The sequence below is a fragment of the Delftia sp. PX-1 genome (assembly GCF_055797465.1).
Genome location: NZ_CP184763.1, coordinates 3717420 through 3743645, shown reverse-complemented (window position 1 = coordinate 3743645; position 26226 = coordinate 3717420). Strand labels below are relative to the sequence as shown.

At 66.9% G+C, this 26226-nt stretch carries 26 protein-coding genes; 14 read left to right on the top strand and 12 right to left on the bottom strand.

Annotation, left to right across the window (positions count from 1 at the left end; genetic code table 11):
* Positions 1-370 precede the first annotated feature (370 nt).
* The 3 genes from ACN20X_RS17205 to ACN20X_RS17195 all read left to right on the top strand — a co-directional run bounded on the left by ACN20X_RS17205 (position 371) and on the right by ACN20X_RS17195 (position 4532).
* A complete protein-coding gene (locus tag ACN20X_RS17205; protein WP_203399413.1) occupies positions 371-2863 on the top strand; it encodes a hybrid sensor histidine kinase/response regulator in 2493 nt (830 codons plus the stop codon).
* 473 nt (positions 2864-3336) lie between these two features.
* Positions 3337-4014, top strand: a complete 678-nt coding sequence (locus ACN20X_RS17200; protein WP_473209645.1) for a hypothetical protein — start codon at positions 3337-3339, stop codon at positions 4012-4014.
* 185 nt (positions 4015-4199) lie between these two features.
* On the top strand, positions 4200-4532 hold the full coding sequence (locus tag ACN20X_RS17195; protein WP_464180561.1) for a hypothetical protein: 333 nt from the start codon (positions 4200-4202) through the stop codon (positions 4530-4532).
* Here the strand turns inward: ACN20X_RS17195 and ACN20X_RS17190 are convergent.
* From ACN20X_RS17190 to ACN20X_RS17170, 5 genes are all read right to left on the bottom strand, one after another.
* Positions 4513-5466 (bottom strand): LysR family transcriptional regulator, encoded by a 954-nt coding sequence (locus ACN20X_RS17190; protein WP_209803498.1) that lies wholly within the window; start codon positions 5464-5466, stop codon positions 4513-4515. The two genes, ACN20X_RS17195 and ACN20X_RS17190, sit on opposite strands and share 20 nt — an antisense overlap.
* 167 nt (positions 5467-5633) lie before the next feature.
* Positions 5634-6797, bottom strand: coding sequence for an acyl-CoA dehydrogenase family protein (locus ACN20X_RS17185; protein WP_473209644.1), 1164 nt, complete (start codon positions 6795-6797; stop codon positions 5634-5636).
* Positions 6798-6854: 57 nt separating this feature from the next.
* On the bottom strand, positions 6855-7250 hold the full coding sequence (locus ACN20X_RS17180) for a cupin domain-containing protein (protein WP_012205502.1): 396 nt from the start codon (positions 7248-7250) through the stop codon (positions 6855-6857).
* Entirely contained in the window at positions 7235-8530 is a 1296-nt protein-coding gene (locus ACN20X_RS17175; RefSeq protein ID WP_209803496.1) for a CaiB/BaiF CoA transferase family protein, read from the bottom strand. Before ACN20X_RS17175 ends, ACN20X_RS17180 begins: the two co-directional genes overlap by 16 nt.
* A gap of 11 nt (positions 8531-8541) precedes the next feature.
* Entirely contained in the window at positions 8542-9525 is a 984-nt protein-coding gene (locus ACN20X_RS17170; RefSeq protein ID WP_016454640.1) for a Bug family tripartite tricarboxylate transporter substrate binding protein, read from the bottom strand.
* Positions 9526-9746: 221 nt separating this feature from the next.
* Between ACN20X_RS17170 and ACN20X_RS17165 the strand changes: the two genes are divergently transcribed.
* Both ACN20X_RS17165 and ACN20X_RS17160 read left to right on the top strand, forming a co-directional pair.
* Positions 9747-10199 carry an SRPBCC family protein gene (locus ACN20X_RS17165; protein ID WP_047219012.1) on the top strand — a complete coding sequence of 151 codons (453 nt, stop codon included), beginning with the start codon at positions 9747-9749 and terminating at the stop codon, positions 10197-10199.
* Positions 10200-10299: 100 nt separating this feature from the next.
* Entirely contained in the window at positions 10300-10635 is a 336-nt protein-coding gene (locus ACN20X_RS17160) for a cupin domain-containing protein (RefSeq protein ID WP_016445980.1), read from the top strand.
* An 11-nt stretch (positions 10636-10646) separates the two neighbouring features.
* Here ACN20X_RS17160 and ACN20X_RS17155 read toward each other — a convergent pair whose 3' ends face one another.
* On the bottom strand, positions 10647-11444 hold the full coding sequence (locus tag ACN20X_RS17155; protein WP_373681058.1) for a hypothetical protein: 798 nt from the start codon (positions 11442-11444) through the stop codon (positions 10647-10649).
* Positions 11445-11556: 112 nt separating this feature from the next.
* On the bottom strand, positions 11557-13086 hold the full coding sequence (locus ACN20X_RS17150; RefSeq protein WP_016445978.1) for an aminotransferase-like domain-containing protein: 1530 nt from the start codon (positions 13084-13086) through the stop codon (positions 11557-11559).
* A 126-nt stretch (positions 13087-13212) separates the two neighbouring features.
* Here ACN20X_RS17150 and ACN20X_RS17145 point away from each other — a divergent pair, with 126 nt between their 5' ends.
* Complete coding sequence (locus tag ACN20X_RS17145; protein WP_016445977.1) at positions 13213-13848, top strand: LysE family translocator; 636 nt, start codon at positions 13213-13215, stop codon at positions 13846-13848.
* Between the two features lie 27 nt (positions 13849-13875).
* Here ACN20X_RS17145 and mnmH read toward each other — a convergent pair whose 3' ends face one another.
* The 3 genes from mnmH to ACN20X_RS17130 form a co-directional block, all read right to left on the bottom strand.
* Complete coding sequence (gene mnmH, locus ACN20X_RS17140) at positions 13876-14940, bottom strand: tRNA 2-selenouridine(34) synthase MnmH (protein ID WP_267178399.1); 1065 nt, start codon at positions 14938-14940, stop codon at positions 13876-13878.
* Positions 14941-15166: 226 nt separating this feature from the next.
* Complete coding sequence (locus ACN20X_RS17135) at positions 15167-16285, bottom strand: serine hydrolase domain-containing protein (protein WP_473209643.1); 1119 nt, start codon at positions 16283-16285, stop codon at positions 15167-15169.
* Between the two features lie 35 nt (positions 16286-16320).
* Positions 16321-16908, bottom strand: coding sequence for a retropepsin-like aspartic protease family protein (locus ACN20X_RS17130; RefSeq protein WP_277848477.1), 588 nt, complete (start codon positions 16906-16908; stop codon positions 16321-16323).
* A gap of 137 nt (positions 16909-17045) precedes the next feature.
* On the opposite strand from ACN20X_RS17130, the gene ACN20X_RS17125 reads away from it, so the two are divergent.
* Positions 17046-17813 carry a DsbA family protein gene (locus ACN20X_RS17125; protein ID WP_473209642.1) on the top strand — a complete coding sequence of 256 codons (768 nt, stop codon included), beginning with the start codon at positions 17046-17048 and terminating at the stop codon, positions 17811-17813.
* Positions 17814-17879: 66 nt separating this feature from the next.
* Here the strand turns inward: ACN20X_RS17125 and icd are convergent, their stop codons facing one another.
* Positions 17880-19142 carry an NADP-dependent isocitrate dehydrogenase gene (icd, locus tag ACN20X_RS17120; protein ID WP_012205489.1) on the bottom strand — a complete coding sequence of 421 codons (1263 nt, stop codon included), beginning with the start codon at positions 19140-19142 and terminating at the stop codon, positions 17880-17882.
* 209 nt (positions 19143-19351) lie between these two features.
* Between icd and ACN20X_RS17115 the strand changes: the two genes are divergently transcribed.
* The 7 genes from ACN20X_RS17115 (at position 19352) to ACN20X_RS17085 (ending at position 25775) form a co-directional block, all read left to right on the top strand.
* Entirely contained in the window at positions 19352-19573 is a 222-nt protein-coding gene (locus ACN20X_RS17115; protein ID WP_016445972.1) for a hypothetical protein, read from the top strand.
* A 215-nt stretch (positions 19574-19788) separates the two neighbouring features.
* Entirely contained in the window at positions 19789-20238 is a 450-nt protein-coding gene (locus ACN20X_RS17110; RefSeq protein ID WP_473210818.1) for a DUF192 domain-containing protein, read from the top strand.
* A gap of 9 nt (positions 20239-20247) precedes the next feature.
* Positions 20248-20619 (top strand): DUF2946 family protein, encoded by a 372-nt coding sequence (locus tag ACN20X_RS17105; protein WP_013802509.1) that lies wholly within the window; start codon positions 20248-20250, stop codon positions 20617-20619.
* 98 nt (positions 20620-20717) lie between these two features.
* Complete coding sequence (locus ACN20X_RS17100; protein ID WP_473210817.1) at positions 20718-22931, top strand: TonB-dependent receptor; 2214 nt, start codon at positions 20718-20720, stop codon at positions 22929-22931.
* A 14-nt stretch (positions 22932-22945) separates the two neighbouring features.
* Positions 22946-24478 carry a PepSY domain-containing protein gene (locus tag ACN20X_RS17095; RefSeq protein WP_473209641.1) on the top strand — a complete coding sequence of 511 codons (1533 nt, stop codon included), beginning with the start codon at positions 22946-22948 and terminating at the stop codon, positions 24476-24478.
* A 23-nt stretch (positions 24479-24501) separates the two neighbouring features.
* Positions 24502-24993, top strand: coding sequence for a MarR family winged helix-turn-helix transcriptional regulator (locus tag ACN20X_RS17090; protein ID WP_016445968.1), 492 nt, complete (start codon positions 24502-24504; stop codon positions 24991-24993).
* Positions 24990-25775: a DNA alkylation repair protein gene (locus tag ACN20X_RS17085; RefSeq protein WP_017405060.1), complete on the top strand. Its 786-nt coding sequence runs from the start codon at positions 24990-24992 to the stop codon at positions 25773-25775. The genes ACN20X_RS17090 and ACN20X_RS17085 overlap by 4 nt, the downstream gene beginning before the upstream one ends.
* On the opposite strand, the gene fur is transcribed toward ACN20X_RS17085, so the two are convergent.
* A complete protein-coding gene (gene fur / locus ACN20X_RS17080; RefSeq protein ID WP_016454632.1) occupies positions 25762-26211 on the bottom strand; it encodes a ferric iron uptake transcriptional regulator in 450 nt (149 codons plus the stop codon). The genes ACN20X_RS17085 and fur overlap by 14 nt on opposite strands.
* Positions 26212-26226: the final 15 nt, after the last annotated feature.

Sequence of the window (26226 nt, the reverse complement as noted above, 5' to 3'; positions counted from 1 at the left end):
ATGGCCCGCACGACGGGGCAGAGCATTCATTGCCGATTTGTTTGATTCATATTCGAGAAATTGGCGGAAATATGCATCCTTTTGCCATTTTCTCAATAAGGTTCTCGACTTCCATATTTTCAATGGCACATTTCGAGCGTTCGTCGACCGATTCATCGGTCATTGGGGACCCAAATTCAGCCCATTGCACGGCCAGTTCAACCCCATAGTCCCTGGGAGGGCGAAGTCCCACAAGAATTGCCGCACCGAGGACTGCAGCCTCAACATCGGTCGCACCAGCAGTCACAGCTATGATCCCCAGGCAGCATCGCCGTCCCCGCCAGCGGCGAGCTGCCCCCTCTCCTCCACCCAACGCCCCGCTCCCCCCCCCATGATCCAAGAGTCCGAAGAGATTGCCCTGCTTCGCGAGGAAAACGCCCGGCTGCGGGCGCAACTGGCGATTGCCACGGCGGGCCATGCCAGCGCCGTGCAGGGCGCGGGCGCCAGCGATCAGGACCCGTTCGATGCACAGGTGGCGGACCAGAAGACGCTGTTCTCGGATTTCATCGAGCATCTGCCGATAGGCCTGTGCCTGGTGGGCAAGGGTGGCAAGGTGCTGATGTCCAACCCGGCCTACCGCCATTTCCTGCCAGACACCCCCATCCCTTCGCTGCTGTCGGCCGAGGAAGACCGGGGGCGCTGGCGCAGTTGGGACAAGGACGGCAAGCCCGTTCCCCGCGACCAGTTTGTGGCCGCCCGCGCGTTCCGCGGTGAGCTGGTGGTGCCGGGCGTTGACTGTGTCTATGACACGCCCCAGGGGCTTGAGGTATGGACGCGCGTGTTCGGGGTGCCGCTGCGCAATGCGGACAAGGAAGTCGTGGCCACGGCCATCGCCATTTTGGACATCGATGCGGAACGACGCGCGCTGGACATGTTGCGCCAGAGCGAGGAGCGGCTGGATGCGCTGGTGCGCTCCTCCTCGGAAGTGCGCTACTCCATCAGTGCGGACTGGAGCGAGCTGCACCAGCTGGCAGGCGGCGGGTTCATCCCTGACACGCAGGCGTCCAACACGAACTGGCTGGAAGACTACATCCCCCCGGAGGACCGCGACCTGGTGCGCGCGGAGATCGCGCGGGCCATCCGCACGAAGACGGACTACGTGATCGAGCACCGGGTGAACCGCGTCGATGGCAGCGTGGGCTGGGCGTTCTCGCGCGCCGTGCCGCTGTTCGATGCCGCAGGCGCCATCACCGGCTGGCTGGGAGCGGCCTCCGACATCACCGAGCGCAAGCAGGCCCAGGCCGCGCTGGAGCGCTTGAATGCCACGCTGGAGGAACAGGTGGCAGAGCGCACGGCCGACCGCAACGCGCTGTGGCAGCTGTCATCCGACATCATGATGCGCTGCACGTTCGAGGGCATCATCACTGCGGTCAACCCGGCCTGGACCGAGGTATTGGGCTGGCGTGAAGACGAGCTGCTCGGCACCACGCTTTTTCATCTCATCCATCCGGAGGATCTGGCGCGCACCATCCAGGACACGCAGGAGCTGGCCACAGGCATGGCGCATGCCCGGTTCGACAACCGGTACCGCCATCGGGACGGGAGCTACCGCTGGATCTCCTGGTCCACGCGTTCGGCGGCAGGCCGCATCAATGCGGTGGGCCGCGACATCACCTCCGAAATGGCCAAGGCCGAAGCGCTGGCCAAGGTGCAGGAGCAACTGCGCCAGTCGCAGAAGATGGAGGCGGTGGGCCAGTTGACGGGCGGCCTTGCGCACGACTTCAACAACCTGCTGGCGGCCGTCATGGGCAATCTGGAGCTGCTGCAGCGGATGCTGGCGCGCGGCCAGGTGGACAACCTCACGCGCTTCATCCATGGAGCGCAGGGGGCGGTGCGGCGCGCCGCCACGCTCACGCAGCGGCTGCTTGCGTTCTCGCGCCGGCAGATCCTGGACTCCAAGCCCACCGATATGGCCGCGCTCCTGGCCGATTGGGAGGACCTGCTGCGCAGGACCGTGGGCGCCAGCGTGGACATCGACATCGTGCCGGCAGCCCATCTCTGGCACGCGCAAATCGATGGAACGCAGCTGGAGAACGCCATCCTGAACCTGTGCATCAACGCCCGCGATGCCATGCCCGAAGGCGGCCGGCTGACCATCAGGACAGCCAATATCGAGCTTGAAGAGGCGGCAGCCCGGGAGTGGGATCTTCCGCCGGGCGGCTATGTGTCGCTGTGCGTCACCGATACGGGCACCGGCATGTCGGAGCAGACCATTGCGCGCGCCTTCGAGCCGTTCTACACCACCAAGCCGGTGGGCCATGGAACGGGGTTGGGGCTGTCGATGATCTACGGCTTTGCGCGGCAATCGGGAGGAGCGGTCAGGATCTTCTCCCAGCCGGGCCAGGGCACCACGGTCTGCCTGTATCTGCCCAGATGCGACGCCGCGCCCGTTGCCGAACGCGCGGTCGATGCGGCAAGGCAGGTGGTGGTTCCTGCCCAAAGGACCTTGCTGGTCGTGGATGACGAAGCCCCGATCCGCCATCTCATCGACGAGGCGCTTGTCGACCTGGGCTACACGGTGCTTGCCGTGGCCGATGCAGCCGCCGCGCTGCAGGTACTGCGTGCCGGAACCCGGGTGGACATGCTGATCACGGACATGCGGCTGCGCGGCGGAATGAACGGCAAGCAGCTTGCCGACGAGGCACGCCTGGCCCGGTCCGACCTGCCGGTGCTCTTCATCACCGGGTTCACCGAGGCATCGCCCCTCAGCCAGGAAAACCTGCACCCCGGGACGCAGCTTCTGACCAAGCCGTTCACATTGGAGGCGCTGGCGCTCAAGGTGGCGGAGATTCTGGGCAGTACCGACGCTGTGCCATCGGACTGAGTCGTGTGGCTGGGGCCGTGGTGACCGGCAGATTCCGGGCGCCTGTCTCGCAGTTCAAACCCCGTCACATCGCATCTCCCTCGGCCCGCGTAGTGGCAATGTGGGCAGACTCGATCGGCGACGACGCAGGGGTACTGCCAAAGCGGCAAGAGCACTCGGATGTACGGCCCCAGAAACTTACGGATTCATCAAGCCTGCGAACCAGCAAAAGCCTTGCTCATCTTGGATCCGAATGCTCGTGTTTAGACCGCTGATCGTCAATTCACGCAAATTCCTAGGAAGTATCTTATTTTTCAGAAAAAATAGAAAACGACAGCAGTCTCCACTTGATCTGAAAATTCGAAAGAACTTAGACTGATAGCGTCACTCACTGCCATGTGGCAGCAAAGGCCTATTAACATTTCAGCACAGAGGGAACTATGCCAAGTAAAATTCTGACCGGATCTATACTTTTTCTCGTATCAATCTCTGCAATGGCTCAAGATTTTCTGATAGGGAATGAGGAAATTGAAAAGAACGGCATGCCAATGGTCGCCAGAAGTATTGCTGGCAGCATGGCTGGAATGAGTGGTACCGTGACCATCAATCTAGTCAAGCTATCAAATGGATCATATCTCTACGAAACCACCAATCAAAATGATGAAGCGATTGAATTCAACAAGAGGCTGTGCGAGATATACGGAGACAAGCATCCAGAATCTCCCGGAAAAATGGTAATTGGTAGCGATGAAAGGAATATACCTCTTCACTGTGAACCAGCGTCCCCTCAAAAGGAAATGTCATTCAAACAACAATCTGACTACTATTACATGCCTGGTGGCCAATGGAACTACAGACCTGTTCTATCTCTAAGCTATGACCCTTACCCGCTTGCTGGCTCATACACAAGAGTATCTGCAAGTGCAGGCGTTGACTTTTCTGTACCAAAAGGCGGCGATCTTTCACTTGCCGGTGGAGTTCGAGGGATTTCAAATTGCTATAACAATGGTTTCACCATGGCTGGTAGCATTCCAGTCGCAAATCTGCAAGTTGCAGTTCTATGCTACATGTACCCACATTTGGCCGGCACAGGGGGAAAGGCCGTTTCTGCTCGAGCAGTTTCGGAAAGCAAATACTCGGCCAGTGAGAATGGGATAATGAAAATCTATTGAAGCAATAGTAAACCAGGTTTATGACCCCAGGAAGCCATAGTGCCTTCTTCAGCCTAAAACAGAAGAAAGTACCATGGCAACCCGTCTTGGATGATGGTGCCCGCACAACGCCGCACATCCGCGCATAATTTCAGCCGGCATTCGTCCATCAACGGCCTTGGTCAATTACTTCACAGGCCGTTGATATGAAAAAAGCTCTGACAAGATCCAGCTTTTTGCGCAGTTTGTTGGCTGGCGCAGTCTTGTTGACCACCGCATGCGGGGACGCAAAAAACGCAACCGCTTGCGAAAACCATGACCTTAATCTGGTTCGAAAGAATGTACTGAAAAAACTGAAAGAGAAGTTTCCTCAGTACGCATTCGATATCACCAAGGTGACGTTTTCTCCGGGAGAAAAAGTGCCTTTTTGGCACGTGGAGGCCATCACCCAATCGAATGGTAAGGCGCTGGTGGTTTTCGCCATGCACTACTGCGAAGGGTCTGTAGAGGTGACAGCCCTCAACCCCTACCACCCTTGACGGCGGTGGATGCCATCGCCCTCACCCTCTCAATGAAAGCCTGCAGCAACGCCGCAGGCTGGTCCGCCCGCCAGGCCATGACGGCGGGCGTCATGGCCTGCTGCGGACCGCGCAGGGGCACGAACACCACGCCGTTCATGCCCACGCGCTGCATGCAGCTGGGCACCAGGGCCACGCCCTGCTCTGCCGAGACCAGGGCCATGACGGTGAGCCACTGGCGCGCGGCGTGGCGTGTGTGGGGGTGGATGCCGGCCTGCTGCAGGCAGGCGATGACGTTGTCGTAGTTGGCCGGGGCCACTTCGCGGGCGAACATGACGAAGGTGTCGCGGGCCAGTTCGCGCAGGTCGATGTCGGGCTGCTGCGCCAGCGCATGCGTGGCGGGCAGGCAGCAGACAAAGGGTTCCTCGCCGATCGACAGGGTCTGCAGGCCGTCTGGCGGGGTGGCTATGTTGAGAAAGCCGCAGTCGATCTGGCCGCTGGCAATGGCCTGCAGTTGCTCGCGCGTGGACATTTCATGCAGGCAGACTTCGACCAGGGGGCGTTCTGCGCGGAAGGCGCGGCAGAAGTCGGGCACCTGGCGGTAGACCATGGAGCCGGTGATGCCCACGTCCAGCCGGCCCTGCATGCCTTCGGCCACGCCGCGCACCACGTCGGCCGCATGCTGCAGCTGGGCGAGCACCTTGCGTGCCTCGACCAGGAAAGCCTCGCCCGCAGGGGTGAGGCGCACGTTCTTGGCGTCGCGATCCATGAGGCTGGCGCCCAGGTCCTGCTCGAGGGTCTTGAGCGCCATGCTCAGCGGCGGCTGGGTGATGCACAGGCGCTGGGCCGCGCGGCCGAAGTGGCGTTCCTCGGCCAGGGCGACGAAATAGCGCAGCAGGTGGGTCTTCATGAGAGGCGGCGGATGGGGAGCTAGCGAGATGGCATCTTGCACCATGGCTACCTCTGAAATACAGATTGATAAATCATGGGACTTCAGATGGTTCGCAGCCACAAAACCCGCGCACTTCAACTTTGAGACACCGAGGAAGGGCCGCCCCGCACCGAGGGTGTCGTCCCCCTCCGCGCAGCGAGAAGGGGGAAGGCGCGAAACGACTCAGGGGGTCAATACGATTTAGGCAAGCCCAATACCTTTTCGGCGATGAAGCACATGATGAGTTGCGGGCTGACGGGCGCCAGGCGGGGGATCCAGGATTCGCGCATGTAGCGCTCCACGTGGTATTCCTTGGCGTAGCCCATGCCGCCGTGCGTGAAGATGGCGGTTTCGCAGGCCTTGGCGCAGGCTTCGGCTGCCAGGTACTTGGCGGCGTTGGCCTCGGCGCCGCAGGGCAGGCCCCTGTCGTAGAGGAAGGCGGCCTTTTGCACCATGAGGTCGGCCGCCTCAAGCCCCATCCAGGCCTGGGCCAGCGGGTGCTGTATGCCCTGGTTCTGGCCGATGGGGCGGTCGAAGACCACGCGCTCCTTGGCGTACTGGGTGGCACGCGCCAGGGCGGCGCGGCCCAGGCCCACGGCCTCGGCGGCGATGAGGATGCGCTCGGGGTTGAGGCCGTGCAGGATGTACGAAAAGCCCTTGCCCTCTTCGCCGATGCGGTCCTCGGCGGGGATGCGCAGGCCGTCGATGAACAGCTGGTTGGTGTCCACGCATTTGCGGCCGAGCTTGTCGATCTCGCGCACCTCGATGCGTTCGCGGTCCAGGTCGGTGTAGAACAGGCTCAGGCCTTCCGTGCCCTTGCACTCTTCCACGGGCTTGGTGCGCACCAGCAGCAGGATCTTGTTGGCGACCTGGGCGGTGGAGATGAAGACTTTCTGGCCATGAACCACGTAGACGTCGCCATCGCGCACGGCGCGGGTCTGCAGCTTGAGGGTGTTGAGGCCCGCATTGGGCTCGGTGACGCCGAAGCAGGCCTTGTCCGTGCCCGCGATCAGCGGGGGCAGCCAGCGGCGCTTTTGCTCGTCCGTGCCGAAGACGACGACGGGGTGCAGGCCGAAGATGTTCATGTGCACGGCCGAGGCGCCCGACAGGCCCGCGCCCGTGGCCGAGATGGTGTGCATCATGAGCGCTGCCTCGCTGATGCCCAGGCCTGCGCCGCCGAACTCTTCAGGCATGGCAATGCCCAGCCAGCCCGCGTCGGCCAGGGCCTTGTGGAAGTCGTGCGGGAAGCCGCCTTCATGGTCCTTGCGCAGCCAGTAGTCGGCATCGAAGGGTGCGCAGGCGCGCTCGACGGCGTCGCGTATCTGTTCCTGTTCTTCGTTCCACAGAAAGTCCATGGTGTGTTCTCCGTTGCTTGTAGCTGTTCGCTTGTTGTGTCTGTGGGGTGACGGCGCTCAGGCTGCCGGCCGGCGCACGCGCTCCGGGTTCTCGCCGTACGGCGGGCTGTAGAAGACCAGCAGGCGCACGGGCTCGGCGCTGGTCACGCGGAAGATGTGCATGCAGTCCTCGGGGAAGAAGCAGGTGTCGCCGGGCTGCATGGCAAAGCGTTCCTTGCCGTCCGGGGTGTCGATTTCCACTTCGGCCGTTCCGGCCAGCAGGTAGCAGGCCTGCTCCATGCCGGGGTGGGCATGGGGCAGCGCACCGCCGCCCTGCTCCAGCGTGCCCAGCACCAGCTCCATGTGGCGCGCGCCCACGTTGGCGGCACTGACCAGGCGCCGGTTGACGGTGCCGTGGTGGTTGGCGGGGCTGTAGCCGGGCACGTCTTGTTCACGGATCAGGTAGCGGGGCATGGGCGGTTTCCTTCTGTTTGTGTTTGTGCTTGTGTTTGTGGTGGGGCGTCTTGCAGCGCGGCAGCCTGGCTGCAGGCGCGGCTGGCCTGCAGGGCGGCCAGTTCGGCCTCGGTCAGGCCCGCGTCGCGCAGCACCTGCAGGGTGTGTTCGCCCAGGCGCGGCGCGGGGGCGGCGCGTTCTGCGGGCGGCGTGGCGCTCCAGCGCGTGGGGCTGGCCGTGGTGCGCAGCCGGCCTTCGCTGGGGTGGTCTATCTCGTGCACGAAGCCGGTGGCCTGGTGCTGGGGGTCGGCGATCAGGTCCTCGGGCGAGGCCATGGGCATGTTGGGCACGTCGGCCGCGTCCAGTAGCGTGCGCCATTCGGCGGTGGTGCGCCCTGCCATCAGCCGCGAGACTTCGGCATAGACGGCATCGATGTGCAGCGCGCGCTGGCTGTGGGTGGCGAAGATGGGCTCGGCCATGCGCTCGGGCTGGCCTATGGCGTTGAAGAAGCTGTGCCAGTGCTTGTCGTTGTAGATGAGAACGCACAGGTGGCCGTCGCTGGTGCGATAGGGCCTGCGGTGGGCCGTGAGCAGGCGCGCATAGCCGGGACCGCCCAGTTGCGGCTCGAACGACAGGCCTGCCATATGGTCGCCCAGGATGAACTGGGTCATGGCCTCGAACATGGGCACGACCACGGCCTGGCCCTTGCCGGTTTTCTCGCGCGCATAGAGGGCAGCCGTGACGGCGTAGACGGCGTGCAGGCCGGTGACGCGGTCGCCCAGGGTCATGGGGGCATAGGCCGGCTCGCCGCCGCCGTATTGCTGCGCCAGCCAGGGCACGCCGGTGGCGCCCTGGATGAGGTCGTCATAGGCGGGCCGGGCCGCGTAGGGGCCGCGCTGGTCGAAGCCGCAGCAGCTCACGTGGATGATGCGCGGGTTGCGCGCCGCCACGTCCTCGTAGGCCAGGCCCAGGCGCGCCATGGCCTGGGGCCGCACGTTGCTGACCAGCACGTCGCAGCCTTCGGCCAGGCGCAGCAGGGCCTCGCGCGCGGCGCCCTGCTTGAGGTCCAGCACCACGGAGCGCTTGCCCTGGTTGGCCTGCAGGAAGATGTGGCCCATGGCGGGGTTGCGCATGGGGCCGACGTGACGCATGTTGTCGCCCTCGGGCGATTCGACCTTGATCACCTCGGCCCCCAGGCCCGCAAGGATCTGGGTGGCAAAGGGGCCCATGACCACCGAGGTCATGTCCAGCACCTTCACCCCTGCAAGAGGGCCTTGCTGCCCTTGCTGCGCTTGTTCCATGCGGCTCTCCTTCACTGCGCCTCGATGCCCGCCTGCTTGACCAGTTGCCCCCAGCGGGCCATCTGGTCCTTCACATAGGTGGCGAACTCGGCAGGCGTGGCCGTGGGCCAGACCTCGAAGCCGACCTGGGCCAATTGCTCCTGCACGGCCTTGTCCTTGAGGATGGCCTGCAGCTCGGTGTTCAGCCGCTCGGTGATCTCGACCGGCATCCCGGCCGGGCCGAAGATGCCGTTCCACGACGTAATGTCGAAGCCCGGCAGCGTCTTGCCGATGGCCGGCACATTGGGCAGCAGGGTGGAACCCTTGGCCGCCGTCACGGCCAGGGTTCGCACGCGGTCGGTCTTGATCGTGCCCCAGGCCGAGCCCAGGTCGGCCACGTAGACCTGGATCTGGTTGCCCATGAGGTCGGTCAACGCCTGCGGGCTGGACTTGTAGGGCACCGAGGTGATCTGGGCGTGCGTGACGTACTTGAAGGTTTCCGAGGCCACCAGCGAGGTGCTGTTGGGCGTGCCGTAGGACAGGCGGTCGGGATTCGCCTTGGCGTAGTCGATCAGTTCCTGCACGGTCTTGGCAGGAACGGAGGGGTGGACCAGCAGCGCAAACGGCAGCTCGCCCACGCGCGCCACGGGCGTGAAGTCTTTTACCGGGTCGTACTTCAGGCCCTTGACCAGCCAGGGGTTGGCCGAGTGCGAGGTGTTGGTGGTCATGAACAGCGTGTAGCCGTCCGGCTTGGCCTTGGCCACATGGTTGGCGGCAATCTGGGCATTGGCGCCGGCCTTGTTGTCCACGATCACGGGCTGCTTGAGCCGCTCGCCCAGCCGGGTAGCCACCACGCGCGCCACGGCATCGGTTCCACTGCCGGCCGCGAACGGCACGACCAGGGTGATGGGGTTGGAGGGATAGCTGCCCTGGGCCTGCGCAGCGGGCGCTGCAACGACGGCCATGGCACTGAGAGCGCCAAGGGCCAGGGCCCTGCGCAACGGGGAATGCTTCATTTGCTTGTCTCCTGTTTCCTATGGAAAGCGGCGCTGTGTATCCAGCGCTCGCCGCCATGGTGCGGGCGTCAATGATTCAAGTCCAATTCTTTAAAACCAAGCAAGGATTCGATTTATGAATCATTGAATCCTGCATCAGGCTCCATGTGTCGCCTCTTGCGCAAGGACTGCATCGGTGCGAGGCTGGCAGCCCTGCACGACACCACGCCAAGGAGTTCCGCATGTCACACACCGTCCACACCATCCGGCTGCACCGCGTCTTCAAGGCGCCGCCGCAGCGCGTGTACCAGGCCTTCACCACGGCCGCTGCCCTGGCCAAATGGCTGCCGCCCCACGGCTACATCTGCGAGGTGCCCGAGTTCGACGCCCGGGTCGGCGGGCGCTACCGCATGGCCTTCGTCAATCTGTCCACGGGCGGGCGCAGCGGCTTCGGCGGGGAGTTCCTGGACCTGGAGCCTGGCCGGCTGGTACGCCATACCGACCGCTTCGACGACCCGCAACTGCCTGGCGAGATGATCACCACCATCACGCTGCGCGAGGTGTTCTGCGGCACTGAAATGGATGTGACCCAGGAAGGCGTGCCCGCCGTCATTCCCGCCGAGGCCTGTCACCTGGGCTGGCAGGAGTCGCTGCAGTTGCTGACCCTGCTGGTGGAGGCCAGCGTGCCGGGCTGAGACCCTGCACAAGCCCCTGCTGTCACACAGCTGCGGTTGATGGATTGCGGTGCTTCGGAGGACAATGGCAGTATTGCCCGCCAACGCCTGGAGGTCCGCCATGGCCACCCCCTTTGCACTGACCGCTCAAGCCATCGATGTCCTGCCGTTTGGTGCGCGGCTGGCGGGCGCCCGGACCTGTGCCCTGTTCAAGTCCCAGGACATGGAGGTCATCCGCGTGGTCCTGCGCGCCAGCCAGTCGCTGCCGCCGCACAAGGTGCCTGGCAGCGTCAGCCTGCATTGCCTGGAAGGCGAGCTGGAGGTGATGCTCGGCGAAAGCCGCCAGTCCCTGCAGGCCGGCCAGCTGATGCACCTGCCGGCCAACATGGCACATGCGGTACGCGCCATCGAAGACACCTCCGCTCTGGTTACCATCGTTCTGTGTGACGAGTCCTGACGCCTGCCGCCTCAGCGCACGGGCAGGAACTGCATGAAGGGTCCCGCCACCAGTCCCTGCCCGTAGCCGATGAAGGAGCGCCTGTAGCGCTCGGTGGTGTAGTTGGCGATCAGGTCCAGCCGGCCGATGATCTTGCCCATCTCGCGCTCGAAGCTCAGGTTGCGCGCGTCGTCGCCCAGGTGGTTGGACAACAGCAGCGGCCCGCCAGCGGCATTGCGCCGTGAGTTGAGTATCCAGTTGGCCACTTCCACGTTGCGCGCGGCGTTGTAGATCAGCTGCGGGTCCAGCCCATGGACCAGGGTGAAGCTGGTGCGCCCGCCGTGGGCCGTGATGATGGTGTCGGCCAGCGCATGGACGAAGGCGGCCACGCGGTCGCCCTTGAAGTCGGGCTGCAGCGCCAGCGAGAGCGCGGCCACGTCCTGGGCGCCGCGCAGGTCGGCCCAGGGCTGGCGCTCGGTGATGGCGATGCGCACGTAGGCGGATGCGGCCTCGCGGCTTTCGGCGGTTTTCTTCCACTCGGCGGGGTTGCGCAGGTACAGCTTGTCCATGATGCGCATCAGGCTGTCCAGGTTCTCCTTCATGGCCAGTGTGGCCATGCGGTTGCTGTCGGACTGCACGATTTCGCTGGGCTCGAACGAGGCGCCCTCCACCTTGCCGCGCGGCGCGGGCGTGTCGGCGCAGCCCGCCGTCAGCAGCAGCGCCAGCACGGGCGCCAGGCGGCGCGCAGCGCCACCTCCCGGCCGGGGCTGGCTGTCGTTCACCCCGGCTCTTCGGCCGGCCTCCCCTGGCAAGACAAGCTCAATAGTCATCCCGGAACGATAGCAGCGCACTACCGGGGCGCCGAGGCCCGATGCCCTGTCTTACATGCCCTGGCGCCGGCAGCGTCAACCTCCCGTCAGGCAGTGTTGCTGCACCGTCCACTCATCCACCACCGCCCCGGTGCTGCGCCAGCAGGTGGCCAAGGATCTTCCAGGTCTGGGGCTGCTCCACCATGGGCACGGGAATGCGCAGCATGCTGCCCGCGGCCTGCCTGGGCGAAAACAGCAGGCCCGGCGCCAGCAGCAGGCCCTGCGGCGCGGCATGGCGGGCCAGCACCTCCGAGTCCACGCCGCAGTCCACCCAGGCGAACATGCCGGCCTGCGGCTCGTGCGGGGCGCGGCAGTCCAGGGCTTCGAGCATGCGCAGGCAGCGGTTGCGCGCGCGGTCCACGCGCTCGCGCAGGCGGTCCACATGCTTGCGGTACTGGCCGTCGGCCAGCACGCGGTGCACCACCTGCTCGCCCGGCAGCGCCGTGGTCAGGCCGCCCAGCAGCTTGAGGTCGGTCAGCCGCCGTATCAGGTCGGTGTGTGCCGCGACATAACCCACGCGCAGGCTGCCGGCCAGGGTCTTGGAGTAGCCGCCCACCAGGAGCACGCGCTGCAGCCGGTCCATGGCGGCCAGGCGCACGGGCACGCCGGGCAGGAAGTCGGAGTAGGTGTCGTCCTCGGCCAGGTAGAAGTCGTGGCGCTCGGCAATGCGCAGCACCTCATGGGCCACGCCGGCCGACAGGGTCTGGCCCGTGGGGTTGTGCACGGCCGTGTTCAGGATGAAAAGCCGGGGCTGGTGCTGGCGGGCCAGCCGCTCCAGCGCCTCCACGTCGGGGCCGCCGGGCAGGCGGGGCACGCCGACCACATTCACCCCCAGGGCGTTGAGCCGGCCGAAGATGAGAAACCAGCCGGGGTCTTCCACCAGCACGGTATCGCCAGGGCGCACCAGGCTGCGCACGATGAGGTCCAGCCCCTGCGTGACACCGGCCACGGTCATCAGGTGGGCCTCGGGGTGGGCTGGCACGTCCTGGGCCTGCAGCACCGAGGCGATCTGCTGGCGCAGCGGCAGATAGCCCTGGGGCACGCCATAGGTCAGCAGGCTAGTGCCCGTGCTGCGGCCGACGGCGCGCAGGGCCGAGGCCAGCATCTCCTGGTCCAGCCATTCCGGCGGCAGCATGCCGGCGTCGCCCGAATGCTCCGTGCCTTCGCGGAACATGCTGCGCAACAGAAAGGCGGTATCGAAGGCTGCGCCCTGCTCCAGCGTGGGCAGGCCCTGGCTGGCGCGCGGCACGGCCTGGGCCGCGCGCCGGGCGCTGACGAAGACGCCCGAGCCGCGCCGCGAATGCACCAGGCCCTGGGCGGCCAGCCGGTCGTAGGCCTGGACCACGGTATCGCGGCTGACGCCGGCCTGCTGCGCCAGCGCGCGCACCGAGGGCAGCCGCGAGCCCGCGCGCAGGCCATGGTGGCGGATGAGGCTGCCGTAGTGGTCCACGAGCTGCTCGACCAGCGAGAGATCGGAGGAGCGCAGCGGACGCCAGGGCGCAGCGGCCTGGAAAGCCGTAGCGGAGGATGCACTCGATGTCTGCGGTGTCTGCTGTGCCTGCGCTTGCTTCGGCGTGGCTGCGGGATCAAGTGTCAGGGTCATGTGGGCAGGCCAGTTGGCAAATTGTTCTGGCAAAGTGTACTGCTACTGTACCGAACACTGCCATTAGCATGGCCTGACGGCGCCGCGGCCTGCGGCATGCGCAGACAGGGCGCCGGATTCCCTGTCATGCCTGTTGCCACCATGCCCTTCGATACCGCCCACACCTCGTTCCTGCTGCCACTGGCCATGTTCTCCTTCGTCAGCTCCGTCACGCCCGGCCCCAACAATGTGATGTTGACGGCCTCGGGCGCCACCTTCGGCTACCGCCGCACGGTGCCCCACATGCTGGGCATCACCGTGGGCGTGGTGGTCATGGTGCTGCTGGTGGGCGCGGGCCTGGGCGCGGTTTTCGAGCGCCTGCCGGTGATCTACACCGCGCTCAAGTACCTGGGCGCGGCCTATCTGGTCTGGCTGGCCTGGAAGATCGCGGGCAGCGGCGGCATCGACGGCGGCAACGCGGGTGCCCGGCCCTTCGGGTTCTGGCAGGCGGCGGCGTTCCAGTGGGTCAACCCCAAGGCCTGGATCATGGCCATCGGCGTGATTGCCACCTACACGCCGCGCGAGGATTTCTTCATCAACCTGGTGCTGGCCGCCCTGGTGCTGGGCATCGTGAACTATCCCAGCGTCAGCGTCTGGACGCTGTTCGGCAGCGCCGTGGGGCGCGCGCTGCGCTCGCCGCAGGCACTGCGCCGCTTCAACTGGTGCATGGCGGCCCTGCTGCTGCTGTCGCTGTATCCGGTGCTGGCCGACTCACACGGCTGATTCAAACGCCTGATTCACGCGGCTGCTTCATGCGGCCGATGCCCCATCCAGCGCCAGTATCTGGCGCGCCAGCGCGGTGATGCCGGCCTCGCTGAGGTCGTCGGCCTGCACCCTGCGGCGCGTGCGCCACTGCGTGAAATGCCGCTCCTGCGAGCGCTCGTAGTGCGGGTCGTAGTGCTGGGCCATGAGCTCGGAGAACAGCGGCGAGAGGCTGCGCTCATGCGCCCAGGCCTGCCAGCGCGAGATGGTCTCCTTGCCCTGCAGTTCCTTGAGCCAGCCCAGCTTGTCGGCCAGCATCTGCGGATCGTCGCCCAGGTAGGCGTAGTCGCGCAGCAGGTAGGCCAGGCGTGCCTCGGGCGTGGCATCGAGCGCAATCACGGGCGACTGGCGCATGTGCTCGACCAGCACCAGCGGCAGGGACACGCGACCGATCTTGGCGCTCTCGCCTTCCACGTACACGGTGCGTGCGGTGTCGAAACTCTCCAGCTGCTGGGCCAGCAGCGTCTCGAAGTATTTCTGGCTGGGCTGCTCCACGCCGGGCAGGTTGCCCAGCAAGGAGCCCTTGTGGCTGGCATAGCCCTCCAGGTCCAGCACCTGCTCGCCGGCCTCGGCCAGGGCATGCAGCACGCGGGTCTTGGCGCTGCCGGTGGCGCCGCACAGCACCTGCAGGCGCAGCTGGGGCACCAGGCGGTCGATCAACTCGATCACATGGCCGCGATAGGACTTGTAGCCGTTGGCCAGTTGCTGGGCATCCCAGCCGACCAGGCGCAGCCAGGTGACCATGGAGCCGCTGCGCAGGCCACCGCGCCAGCAGTAGACCAGCGGCTTCCAGTTGGCGGGTTTGTCGGCGAAGGTTTCATGCAGATGGCGCGCCAGATTGGCCGAGACCATGGCCGCGCCCAGGCGTTTGGCCTCGAAGGGGCTGACCTGCTTGTAGATGGTGCCGATCCGGGCGCGCTCCTCGTTGTCGAGCACGGGGCAGTTGATGGCACCGGGAATGTGGTCCTGCGCGAATTCGGCAGGCGAACGGGCGTCGATCAGGGTGTCGAACTGGTGACGGTCGGCGATGCGGATGGGCTGGCGGTGGGACACGGGCAAACGGTGATCTGGCGATCATGCGGGAGGCAGAAACAACCGGCGCCATGGCCTCTGGGGCTCATGGGCCGGCACCGGAACCAGGAAAGTGGATCGAGCCTCGACACGCACCGGCCCGCCCCGCTTCGCGCCCTGCTTGCGCGAGCCGGGCATGCGGCCGACCTTGGAAGCGGGGATTCTCGCACGCCCGCCGTGCCCGCGCACGGCTGTCAGGGCAAGGCAGTCACCGCAAGGCAGCGGCGACCAGGCCCTGCACGGCCGCCACGCGCTGCACCTGCTGGGGGCTGTCGTAGTTGCCCATGAAGACGGCATACACCAGCGAATGCTGGGGCACGACCACCAGCCGCTGCCCGCCCAGGCCGATGGCCATGTAGTACGCCAGGCCGGCGCGGGTCTGCCCCACGTACCAGTGGTGGCCGTAGCGCAGGCCGGGCCAGGCGTCCACGCGCGGCTGAATGGATTGCACAATCCAATGCCGGGGCACCAGCGCCCGTCCCTGCCATTCACCCTGCTGCAGCACCAGCTGGCCGATGCGGGCCAGATCGCGCGCCCGCAGGCGCAGGCCGGAGGCGGCGGCCGCCTCGCCGTTGGTGCCAGGCGTCCACTCGGCCTTGTCGATGCCCAGCGGAGCAAACAGCTTGTGCCGCGCATAGTCCAACAGGGGCATGCCGCTGCCCTGCGCGATCAGGTGGCCCAGCAGGGCCGTCGCCCCGCCGCTGTAGCACCAGCGTTCGCCGGGCGGGGCGACGATGGGCTGTTCCAGCACGTAGCGGTAGCGGTCGCTGCTGCGCTCCATGGCGATTTCGCTGTTGCGCGGGTCGGAATACGGAAGGTCCTCGTCCCATTGCAGGCCCATGGTCATGCCCAGGGCATGGGAGATGAGGATGGCGCGCCGGCGCCCATCGGCCGCCAGATCGCCGTAGGCGGGAAAAGCCTGGACAAGGGGCGTGTCCAGCGCGGGCACCTTGCCCTCGGCCAAGGCCATGCCGTACAGCAGGCCGACGATGCTCTTGCTGACCGAGCGCACATCGTGCAGGGAGTCGGCGTTGAAGGCCACCTTGCCCAGCGGCTCGCCCCAGCGTTCGTCCTCACCCTCGAAATAGCGCTCCAGCGCCAGCCGGCCGTGGCGCATCACGACGACGGCGTGCAGGTTCGCCAGTTCTCCGCTCTGCACGCCCTGGTCCAGGCGTTCGCCCAGGTCCTCGGCCAGGCCGGTGCCAGTGCCGGTGGAAAAGGCACCGCCCTGCCCCACGCTGGCGCAGGCCGTGCAGCCCAGCGCCGCCAGGCCTGCGCCCGTCTGCAGCCATCTGCGCCTGTCGGTGCGAAAGCCGTTGTTTGTCATGTCCCTCTCCCTTACTTACTTAGTTAGTTGGTTGCTTACTGCTTGGGCGAAGACCCGCTGCCGCGCGGATGGATCAGCATGCGGTCGCCGCGTATTTCCACATCGAACTGGCGCAGGAAGTTCTGGCCCAGCAGCGCATCCCTGTCCGTGCTGCCCGTATAGCCCGTACCCACGCGCAGGCCGCTGACCACCAGGGAGGCCACGCGCACCTGATCGGCCACCACCATGCGGCCGTCGCGCTCGCCATTGGCGGTGCGAAAGCGAACCGGCTCGCCGCCGTCCAGGCCTGCGCGCTCGGCCAGCGGCTCGGTCACGCCGACCATGCTGGCGCCCGTGTCCACCAGGAACAGCACGGGCTGCCCGTTGACGGCCCCTTCCACGCGGAAATGCCCGTCACGGTCACGCGCAATGGCCACCGTGCCATCGGCCTGGACCTTGACGCCGGCCGGCTTCAGGTACATCTGCATGGCCCAGTACAGCACTCCCATGACCAGCAGCCAGAACAGCAGAAAACCCAGCATGCCGCGCCGGGCGACGGACTGGACGCTGGGCTCGGCGGCCGGTGCAGAGGAAGCGGACGGGTCGGACGGATCGGACGGAGGCGGCGTGGACTTGAGGCGCATGGCAATGCAGACGGGATCGACGATGGCAGCACGGTGGCTGCACGGCGGCAGTCGCCCATTCTGCCTGCGGCCCTGTCCCGTCACGGGCAAGCCAATAGCCGCTACAGTGGGCGCCTTCATCACAGCCCGCTCCTGCCATGACCACGACCGCGCAGCCGCCCTTTGTCCTTCACTACATCTTTGACCCGCTGTGCGGCTGGTGCTATGCCGCCGCGCCCCTGGTCAAGGCCGCGCGCAGCGTGCCCGGCGTCACGCTGCAATGGCATGGCGGCGGCATGCTCACGGGCGCCCACACCCGCACCATCACGGCCGACTGGCGCGGCCATGTGATGCCGCACGACCAGCGCATTGCCGAGATGACGGGCCAGCCGTTCGGCCCTGCCTACTTCGACGGCCTGCTCAACGACCTGGGCGCCGTGCTGGACTCCGAGCCGCCCACCACGGCCCTGCTGGCCGCGGAGGAACTGGCGGGCCGGGGCCTGGACATGCTGGCGCGCCAGCAGCAGGCCCACTACGTGGAAGGCCGCCGCATCAGCGACCCCGCCGTGCTGCAGGAACTGGCCCGTGACCTGGGACTGGACGGCGAGGCCTTTGCCCAGGCCTTCCAGCGCTTGTCCGGCGCTGCCACCCAGGCGCATATCACCCAGGCGCGCGAATGGCTGAACCTGGCACAGGGCCAGGGTTTCCCGACCTTCGCGCTGGAGTTCGACCACCCCGAGGCCGAGCAGCCGGGCCAGCGCGCCATCCAGCGCATCGACATCGGTCCCTGGCTGGGAGATGCACAGGGATGGGCAACGCAGCTGGGCGAGTGGGTGCAGCAGGTGGCGGCCATCACCGCCGGCGAGCAGACCGCGCCCCGAGGCGAGGATTGCGGGCCCGATGGCTGTGCGCTGCCCAAGAGCTGACCCGTCAACGCCCGTCAAAGAAAAACCGCGCCCTGGCGCGGTTTTTTCATGGAGCGCGGGCTCCCGTCAATCCATCTTGGAGATCATCACCTCGCCAAAGCCGGAGCATGACACCTGGGTGGCGCCGTCCATCAGGCGGGCGAAGTCGTAGGTCACCTGCTTGCTCTGGATGGCCTTTTCCAGCGCGCTGATGACCAGGTCGGCCGCCTCGCGCCAGCCCATGTGGCGCAGCATCATCTCGGCCGAGAGGATTTCGGAGCCCGGGTTCACATAGTCCTTGCCCGCGTACTTGGGGGCCGTGCCGTGCGTGGCCTCGAAGCAGGCCACGGAGTCGGACATGTTGGCGCCGGGCGCAATGCCGATGCCGCCGACCTGGGCCGCCAGCGCGTCCGAGATGTAGTCGCCGTTGAGGTTGAGCGTGGCCACCACCGAGTACTCGGCCGGGCGCAGCAGGATCTGCTGCAGGAAGGCGTCGGCAATCGAGTCCTTGATGACGATGTCGCGGCCCGTGCGCGGGTTCTTGAACTTGAGCCAGGGTCCGCCGTCGATGGGCTGGGCGCCGAACTCGCGCGCGGCCAGCGCGTAGCCCCAGTCGCGGAAGCCCCCTTCGGTGAACTTCATGATGTTGCCCTTGTGGACCAGGGTCACGCTGGGCTTGTCATTGTCGATGGCGTACTGGATGGCCTTGCGCACCAGGCGCTCCGTGCCCTCGATGGACACGGGCTTGACGCCGATGCCCGAGGTCTCGGGGAAGCGGATCTTCTTGACACCCATTTCCTTGACCAGGAAGTCGATGAGCTTCTTGGCGTTGTCGCTGCGGGCCTCGTACTCGATGCCCGCGTAGATGTCCTCGGAGTTCTCGCGGAAGATGACCATGTTGGTCTTCTCGGGCTCCTTCAGCGGCGAGGGCACGCCCTTGAAATACTGCACGGGGCGCAGGCAGACGTAGAGGTCCAGCTCCTGGCGCAGCGCCACGTTCAGCGAGCGGATGCCGCCGCCCACGGGCGTGGTCAGCGGGCCCTTGATGGAGACCACGTACTCGCGCAGGGCCTGCATGGTTTCCTCGGGCAGCCAGACATCGGGGCCGTAGATGCGCGTGGATTTCTCGCCCGCGAAGACCTCCATCCACTGGATCTTGCGCTTGCCGCCATAGGCCCTGGCCACGGCGGCATCCACCACCTTGATCATCACGGGCGTGATGTCCACGCCGGTGCCGTCGCCTTCGATGAAAGGAATGATGGGCTGGTCTGGCACGTTCAACGACATGTCGGCGTTGACAGTGATCTTCTGGCCCTCGGCCGGCACCTGGATGTGCTGGAAGCGGTTCATGGGGACGGGTCTCCGTTGGCTGGTGCACGAGGCAAGAGTGAATGCCCGGAATGGGCACAAATTTGGTGCAGAAAATTCTAACGACAATCGGGCCGCCTTCCTGTCAACGGCGATACAGTCAGTGCGTTGAACATCTGCGGTGCATCAACAATTTCGCACCGCTGTCTGGTTCAACTTGGCTTCTACCGCTTTTCTAGGAAATGGCATATATGAAAAAACTCCTCGCTGTCCTGGTCGCCGGTTCGTTTGCCGCAGGCGCCTTCGCACAGGCCGCCGCAGCACCCGAAACGCCGATGTCGGCTCCCACGGCCGCTTCCGCAGCTGCTCCCGCTCACACAGCCAAGAAGGCCAAGGTCGCCAAGAGCGGCAAGCATTCCGGCAAGAAGCACGCCAAGCGTTCCACCAAGAAGGCACACAAGGCCGTGGCCTGATCCAGGCGCCGGGATGCCCGCTGGCATCCCCTCAAAAAAAGCCCGCAAGTCAGCAATGCACTGCGGGCTTTTTGCCGCCCGCCCGGCCATGATGGCCCGGCCAGGCCGATTTTTGCGTCCGGCCACGCGCCCCCTGCGACAGAATGTGCAAGATGACGAAGCCTTCGACACCCCTCCACACATCCCTTTCCCGCCGCGCGCTGCAGCGGTTGCTCATGGCCGCCTGCCTGGCCGGCGCCGCCGTATCGGCAGGCGCACAGCCCCAGGGCAGCCCCCAGATGAACCTGCGCCGCGTGGAGTTGACGGCCGGAATCCACCGCATCGATGTCCAGGTGGCCGCCTCGGACCGCGAGCGCGCCATCGGCCTGATGTTCCGCCAGGACATGCCCCAGCAGGAGGGCATGATCTTCGTCTTCGAGGTGCCTGCCGTGCAGTGCTTCTGGATGCGCAACACCCTGCTGCCGCTGACCGCCGCCTTCGTGGCCGATGACGGCACCATCGTGAACCTGGCAGACATGAAGCCCATGACCGAGGACTCGCACTGCTCGGCCAAGCCCGTGCGCTATGTGCTGGAGATGAACCAGGGCTGGTTCGCCAAGCGCGGCCTGAAGGCCGGCGTCAAGCTGGGCGGCAGCCTGTTCACGCCCGCGCCCGCCAAGCCATAATCACGGCCCATGCAAGCGCTTCGCTCCTCGTTCTGGCTCACCCGGCTGATATTGGCCTGGTTTGCCGTGACGCTGGGCGTTGCCGTGGCTTCGCCCCTGGTCCATCCCCAGGGTTTCGAGCTGGTCTGCACGGCCAGCGGCGACGTCAAGCTGGTGGCGCTGGGCGACAGCGCAGCCCCGGGCATGGGCCACCACCAGCTTGACTGCCCCATGTGCCTGCCCGCTGGCGCACCGCCGCCGGCCCTGCCGCAGATGGCCGTGCCCCACCAGCAGCCGCTGGCCCACGCGCTGCTGCCGCTGGTGGCGGCGCACATTGCCTCCGTCACACGCGCGCCGCTGCCGGCGCGCGGCCCTCCTCCGCTGACTGCCGTGTTCTCTTGAATCGCCGCCGGGCCTGCTGATGCGCGCCCGGCCCGCCTGCGCCGCATGCGCGGCGCAAGACCCGGAGTCAGTTCGTGAATTCCCTCCCCTTCCCCGCGATGGCAGCGCCGCTGCGCCTGCCTGCAACCTTTTTTCGCCCCCATCCCCTGGCCGTAGCGCTGTGCTGCGCGCTGGGCACGGCCTGGACGCCTGGCGTGCAAGCGCAAGCGCAGGCACAGGCCGATATCCCGCTGGCTCCCGTCGAGGTCTCTGACCAGGCCACGGCCGACGCCAACGGCCTGCTGCCGCTGAACAAGACCGTGGGCACGGCCAGCCGCCTGGGCCTGACGGCGCGCGAGACGCCGGCCTCGGTGCACATCGTGGACCGCACAGCCATCGAGGCGCGTGGCGCCCAGGACACGCAGGAGATCCTGCGCTCCATTCCGGGCGTCACGGCCTACAGCCCGCCCGGCAACATCGGCATCAGCTACCGGGGCTTCGGCACGGGGTCGGTCAGCCAGCTGTTCAACGGCATCAACCTGCAGTACTCCATTGCGGCCCGGCCCGTGGACAGCTGGATCTACGACCGGGTGGAGGCCGTGGGCGGCGCCTCCGGCTTTCTCTATGGCGCAGGCGGCGTGGGCGGCACGCTGAACTACATCACCAAGCTGGCCCAGCGCGACAGCTTCACCGAAGGCCAGCTGCGCCTGGGCAGCTACGGGCTGAAGGAAGCCTCCGTCGGGCTGAACCGCCGCCTGGGCGATGCCACTGACAGCCAGGGCACGACCCATTACCTGCGCCTGGACCTCAACCACCGCGACGCCGGCAGCTGGGTGGGCGGCACGCAGTCGCGCTCCACGCAGCTGGCGACCTCGCTGCTGTCCGACCTGGGTGGCGGCCTGACGCACACCCTGGCCTACGAGGCCCAGCATGAGCGCGTGGACCGCCCCTACTGGGGCACGCCGCTGCTCAACCCGCTGCGCGGCCAGGCGCGCATTGACGAGGCGACCCTAGGCAAGAACTACAACAGCGCCGACGGCCTGTATGCCCAGCGCGTGCAGTGGCTGCGCTCCATCACCGAATGGCGGGCCAGCGACCGGCTCAAGCTGAGCAACACCTTCTACGCCTATGACGCGCTGCGCGACTACCGCAACGTGGAGACCTACCGCTTCACGCCCGACAACACCGCGGTGGTGCGCTCGGCGGCGCTGCTCCAGCGCCATGACCAGCGCATGGTGGGTGACCGCATCGAAGGCAGCTACCTGGGCGAGCTGGCCGGCCGGCGCAGCGAATGGGCTTTTGGGCTGGATGTGAGCGTGAACCGGCAGACACGCTTTCCGAACAGCCTGTCGGGCACGGTGAGCACGGTCAATCCCTACGATTTCACGACAGAGAACTTCTACGACATTCCCGGCATGGCGCCCGGCTTCAGGCCCGACCGCGACAACAAGGTCACCACCACCGCGCTCTACCTGGAAAACCGCACGGCCCTCACTCCTGCCCTGCACCTGCTGACGGCGCTGCGCCATGAACGCATCGAGGTGGACCTGACCAACCGGCGCGATGTGACGCCCGCGCTGCCCGCAAGCTACAGCCGCAGCTATAGCCCGACGACCGGGCGCATGGGCCTGGTCTGGGATGCCACGCCCGAGGCCAATCTCTACGCGCAGTTCTCCACGGCGGCCGATCCGCCGTCGGGCATGCTGATGGGCGCCTCGTTTGCCGACGCCATCAACAACACCGGGCTGACCACGGGCCGCCAGGTGGAGGCGGGCAGCAAGCTGTCGTTCTGGCAGGGCAAGGGAACGGCGGCGCTGGCGGTCTATCGCATCACGCGCCGCAACATCTCCACCCAGGACCCGCAGGACAGCACGCGCACGGTGCTGGTGGGCCAGCAGTCCTCGCGCGGGGTGGAGCTGTCCATGGGCCTGGCGCCCACGCCGCGATGGTCCATCCAGGGCAACTGGAGCCATGTGGACGCACGCTATGACAACTACCAGCAAGGCGGCGTATCCCTGGCGGGCAAGCGACCCACGAACACGCCCGCCAGCGTGCTCAACCTCTGGACCAGCTACCGCATCACGCCGGCGCTGGAGGTCAACGCCGGGCTGCGCCGCGTGGGAGGCATCTATGCCGATGCGGCCAACACGCTGTCCTGGCCCGCCTACACCCTGCTGGACCTGGGCCTGAGCTACCGCATCGACCCGCGCATGACCGTGGTTGCACGGCTGCGCAATGCCACGGACCGCGTCTACGCCGCCAGCCTGACCAGCACCATGGCCTACCTGGGCGCGCCGCGCACGGCAGACATTTCGCTGCGCGTGGCCTTCTGAGCAGGAGACGCACCATGCGCCTTCACCTCAAACGCTGGCTGTTCCTGCTGCACCGCTGGCTGGGCATTGCCCTGTGCCTGTTCTTTGCGCTGTGGTTTGTCTCGGGCATGGTGATGATGTACGTGGGCTACCCCAAGCTCACGCAGGCCGAGCGGCTGCGCCACCTGCCGGCGCTCAATGGCAACGCCGCCCTGCTCGCGCCCGCCGAGGCGCTGCGCGCGGCCGGCATCGACGGCCCGCTCAAGGACCTGCGCCTGCATGCCGGCAGCGCCGGCCGTGCCAGCTACCTGGTCACGCCCGAGGGGCGGCGCCAGCCCGTGGCCATCGATGCGGCCAGCGGCCAGGTGCTGCCCGCCACCAGCCAGGCGCAGGCCCTGGCCAGTGCCCGCGCCTTCGCGGGGGACGGCACGGGCCTGCACTACCTGGGCACGGTGGATGAGGATGCCTTCAGCCACTCGCGCGCGCTGGACATCCACCGCCCCCTGCACCGCGTGCAGCTTGACGATGCAGATGGCACGCTGCTGTACATCTCCGGCACGACGGCCGAGGTGGTGCGCGATGCCACGCGCACCGAGCGCGGCTGGAACTACCTGGGCGCCTGGCTGCACTGGCTGTACATGTTCCGGGGCAATGCCTTTGATGGCGCCTGGGCCGACATCGTCAACGTGCTGTCGCTGGTCGGCATTGCCGTGGCCATCACCGGCACCGTGGTCGGGGTGATGCGCTGGCGGTTCAGGCAGCCCTACCGCAGCGGCCTGCGCACGCCCTACCCGGGCCGCGCCATGCGCTGGCACCATGTGGCGGGCCTGCTGTTCGCGCTGACCACGCTGGCCTGGATCTTCAGCGGCCTGATGTCCATGAACCCCTGGCGCCTGTTCGACACGGGCACGCCGCCACTGCACATGGCCCGGTGGCAACAGGGCCCGCTGCGCCTGACCGGGGACGACGCCACGCCGCAGTCGCTGATCGCCGCGGCGGGCGGTCCCGTGCGCGAACTGCGCTGGCTGCGCACCGCAGGCCGCACCGAGGTGCTGGCCCAGCCCGCAGCCGGCACGCCCCTGGTGCTGGACAGCGCCAGCGCCGCGCCCGCAGCCCATTCGCGCGAGGCCCTGCTGGACCGCGCGGCCGTGCTGATCGACGCACCCGTGCTGCGCAGTGAATGGCTGACCGCGCACGACCTGTACTGGTACGAGCGCGCCGAGCACACCATGATGGGCGGCCATGACAAGCCCCTGCCCGTTCTGCGCGTGGTCTTTGGCGATGCCGCGGCCAGCTGGGTGCACATCGACCCGCACACGGGCCAGGTGCTGGGCCGGCTGGACGGCATCCAGCGCCTCAAGCGCTGGCTGTTCGCCATGCTGCACAGCTGGGACTGGCTGCCGCTGCTGCAGCGCCGGCCGCTGTGGGATGCGCTGCTGCTGGCCTTCAGCCTGGGCGGCCTGCTGATGAGCGCCACGGGCGTGGTCATCGGCCTGCGCCGGCTGCGCAAAAAGCGCAGCCACGGAGCCCGGATGCCGGCAACGGCCAAGGCGGGCGCACATGGTTAGCCACCATACTGTATGCTTGCCACATGCAACTCGAACAGAAATACCAGGCCCTGCTGGCCGAGGCCGAGCGCCGCAAGCTGGACGACGTGGACAGCATGCGGCTGTGCTTCCAGACCCTGTCCCTGGCTGCGCGCATCGACCGTGACTGCGCCGCGCTGCTGGCGCCCCATGGCCTGTCCGAAGGGCGCTTCGTGCTGCTGTTCCTGCTGGAATCCGCCAGCGAAGGGCTGGCCCCCAACCACCTGGCCGAGCAGGCCGGCATCACCCGCGCCACCGTGACCGGCCTGCTGGACGGCCTGGAACGCGAGGCCCTGGCCGAGCGCCTGCCCGACCCGGCCGACCGCCGCGCGCTGCGCGTGCAGCTCACCGCCAAGGGCCGCCAGCTGGCGCGCAAGCTGTTTGCCCGGCACAGCCAATGGATCGCCGGCCTGTTTTCCAACCTGTCGCCCGCCGAACGCGGCCAGTTGGGAAAGCTGCTGGCCAAGGCCGCCGCAGGCTTGGAGGCCAGCGCATGAAGGCGCCCGCCCCCCGGCGCAAGGGCGCCAACCGCAAGGTCGATATCACTCCCGAACTGCTGCAGGCCCTGTCCCTGGGCGAGATCGAGACCGCCACGCTGACCGAAAGCCTGGCCGTGGACCAGGCCCGGCTGCTGCAGGCCGTCTTTCCCGACGCGTGGCCGCAACTGGAGGACACGGCGCAGGCGCTGGGCCAGCTTGGCATTCTCAAGCGCATGGAGTGCATTGGCGGCCTGCTGTGGCAGGCGCTGGGCCAGGCCGGCTGGCAGCGCTGCCTCACGCACCGCTCTGACACGGTGCGCGGCTGGGCCTGCTTCATGGCCGGTGCGCAGCCGGGCCTGACCCTGAGCCAACGCCTGGAGCTGGTGCAGCCGCTGGCCGATGACCCGCATTTCGGCGTGCGCGAATGGTCGTGGATGGGCGTGCGCCCGCATCTGGCCAGCGATCTGCCGCAGGCTGTGGCCGAGTTGTCCCGGTGGACAAGGCGGCCCTCCGACCGCCTGCGCCGCTTCGCCAGCGAGGCCCTGCGGCCGCGCGGCGTCTGGTGCAGCCATATCGCGGCGCTCAAGCAGCAGCCGGAGATCGCCCTGCCCCTTTTGCAGCGGCTGCGCGCCGATGCCTCGCCCTATGTGCAGGACTCGGTGGCCAACTGGCTCAACGACGCGGCCAAGAGCCGGCCTGACTGGGTGCGCGCCCTGTGTGCGCAATGGCTCCAGGAATCGCCCGTGCCCGCCACGCGCCGCATCTGCGAGCGTGCGCAGCGCAGCCTCAAGGAGCGGTAGGTGCCTGCCGGCCCGCCAGCCGCTCGCAGTCGGGCTTGACGCAGCGCCCGTAGAGGATGTGGGAGTGCTCCACGATGGCAAAGCCATGCGAGCGCGCCAGCAGCTTCTGGCGCTGCTCGATCACCGCATCGTGGAACTCCTGCACCAGGCCGCAGCGTGTGCAGATCAGGTGGTCATGGTGCTCGCCGTCATCGAGTTCATAGACCGCCTTGCCCGCCGCAAAGCGCTGGTGCCGCAGCAGCCCGGCCTGCTCCAGCTGCGCCAGCACGCGGTAGACCGTGGCCAGGCTGGTGCCCCGGCCCTGGTCATGCAGCTGGCGATAGACCTCCTCCGCCGCCAGATGCCGCTGGTCCCCGTGGCGAAAGATGTCCAGCACCCACAGTCGCGCCAGCGTGGCCTTCAGCCCCAGGTTCTTGAGGTCAGCGGAATCGGACATGCAGCCCTCCCGGCC

Bases quoted from the DNA above. Each gene is read 5' to 3' on its own strand.
- ACN20X_RS17105 (WP_013802509.1), top strand. From the start codon at position 20,248: ATGCAAGCGCTTCGCTCCTCGTTCTGGCTCACCCGGCTGATATTGGCC.
- ACN20X_RS17205 (WP_203399413.1), top strand. From the start codon at position 371: ATGATCCAAGAGTCCGAAGAGATTGCCCTGCTTCGCGAGGAAAACGCC.
- ACN20X_RS17110 (WP_473210818.1), top strand. From the start codon at position 19,789: ATGGCCGCCTGCCTGGCCGGCGCCGCCGTATCGGCAGGCGCACAGCCC.
- ACN20X_RS17185 (WP_473209644.1), bottom strand. From the start codon at position 6,797: ATGGACTTTCTGTGGAACGAAGAACAGGAACAGATACGCGACGCCGTC.
- ACN20X_RS17090 (WP_016445968.1), top strand. From the start codon at position 24,502: ATGCAACTCGAACAGAAATACCAGGCCCTGCTGGCCGAGGCCGAGCGC.
- ACN20X_RS17155 (WP_373681058.1), bottom strand. From the start codon at position 11,444: ATGACTATTGAGCTTGTCTTGCCAGGGGAGGCCGGCCGAAGAGCCGGG.
- ACN20X_RS17145 (WP_016445977.1), top strand. From the start codon at position 13,213: ATGCCTGTTGCCACCATGCCCTTCGATACCGCCCACACCTCGTTCCTG.
- ACN20X_RS17190 (WP_209803498.1), bottom strand. From the start codon at position 5,466: ATGGTGCAAGATGCCATCTCGCTAGCTCCCCATCCGCCGCCTCTCATG.
- ACN20X_RS17175 (WP_209803496.1), bottom strand. From the start codon at position 8,530: ATGGAACAAGCGCAGCAAGGGCAGCAAGGCCCTCTTGCAGGGGTGAAG.
- ACN20X_RS17150 (WP_016445978.1), bottom strand. From the start codon at position 13,086: ATGACCCTGACACTTGATCCCGCAGCCACGCCGAAGCAAGCGCAGGCA.
- ACN20X_RS17135 (WP_473209643.1), bottom strand. From the start codon at position 16,285: ATGACAAACAACGGCTTTCGCACCGACAGGCGCAGATGGCTGCAGACG.
- ACN20X_RS17170 (WP_016454640.1), bottom strand. From the start codon at position 9,525: ATGAAGCATTCCCCGTTGCGCAGGGCCCTGGCCCTTGGCGCTCTCAGT.
- ACN20X_RS17125 (WP_473209642.1), top strand. From the start codon at position 17,046: ATGACCACGACCGCGCAGCCGCCCTTTGTCCTTCACTACATCTTTGAC.
- ACN20X_RS17165 (WP_047219012.1), top strand. From the start codon at position 9,747: ATGTCACACACCGTCCACACCATCCGGCTGCACCGCGTCTTCAAGGCG.
- ACN20X_RS17130 (WP_277848477.1), bottom strand. From the start codon at position 16,908: ATGCGCCTCAAGTCCACGCCGCCTCCGTCCGATCCGTCCGACCCGTCC.
- ACN20X_RS17180 (WP_012205502.1), bottom strand. From the start codon at position 7,250: ATGCCCCGCTACCTGATCCGTGAACAAGACGTGCCCGGCTACAGCCCC.
- icd (WP_012205489.1), bottom strand. From the start codon at position 19,142: ATGAACCGCTTCCAGCACATCCAGGTGCCGGCCGAGGGCCAGAAGATC.
- ACN20X_RS17160 (WP_016445980.1), top strand. From the start codon at position 10,300: ATGGCCACCCCCTTTGCACTGACCGCTCAAGCCATCGATGTCCTGCCG.
- ACN20X_RS17115 (WP_016445972.1), top strand. From the start codon at position 19,352: ATGAAAAAACTCCTCGCTGTCCTGGTCGCCGGTTCGTTTGCCGCAGGC.
- ACN20X_RS17100 (WP_473210817.1), top strand. From the start codon at position 20,718: ATGGCAGCGCCGCTGCGCCTGCCTGCAACCTTTTTTCGCCCCCATCCC.
- ACN20X_RS17085 (WP_017405060.1), top strand. From the start codon at position 24,990: ATGAAGGCGCCCGCCCCCCGGCGCAAGGGCGCCAACCGCAAGGTCGAT.
- ACN20X_RS17200 (WP_473209645.1), top strand. From the start codon at position 3,337: ATGGCTCAAGATTTTCTGATAGGGAATGAGGAAATTGAAAAGAACGGC.
- ACN20X_RS17195 (WP_464180561.1), top strand. From the start codon at position 4,200: ATGAAAAAAGCTCTGACAAGATCCAGCTTTTTGCGCAGTTTGTTGGCT.
- fur (WP_016454632.1), bottom strand. From the start codon at position 26,211: ATGTCCGATTCCGCTGACCTCAAGAACCTGGGGCTGAAGGCCACGCTG.
- ACN20X_RS17095 (WP_473209641.1), top strand. From the start codon at position 22,946: ATGCGCCTTCACCTCAAACGCTGGCTGTTCCTGCTGCACCGCTGGCTG.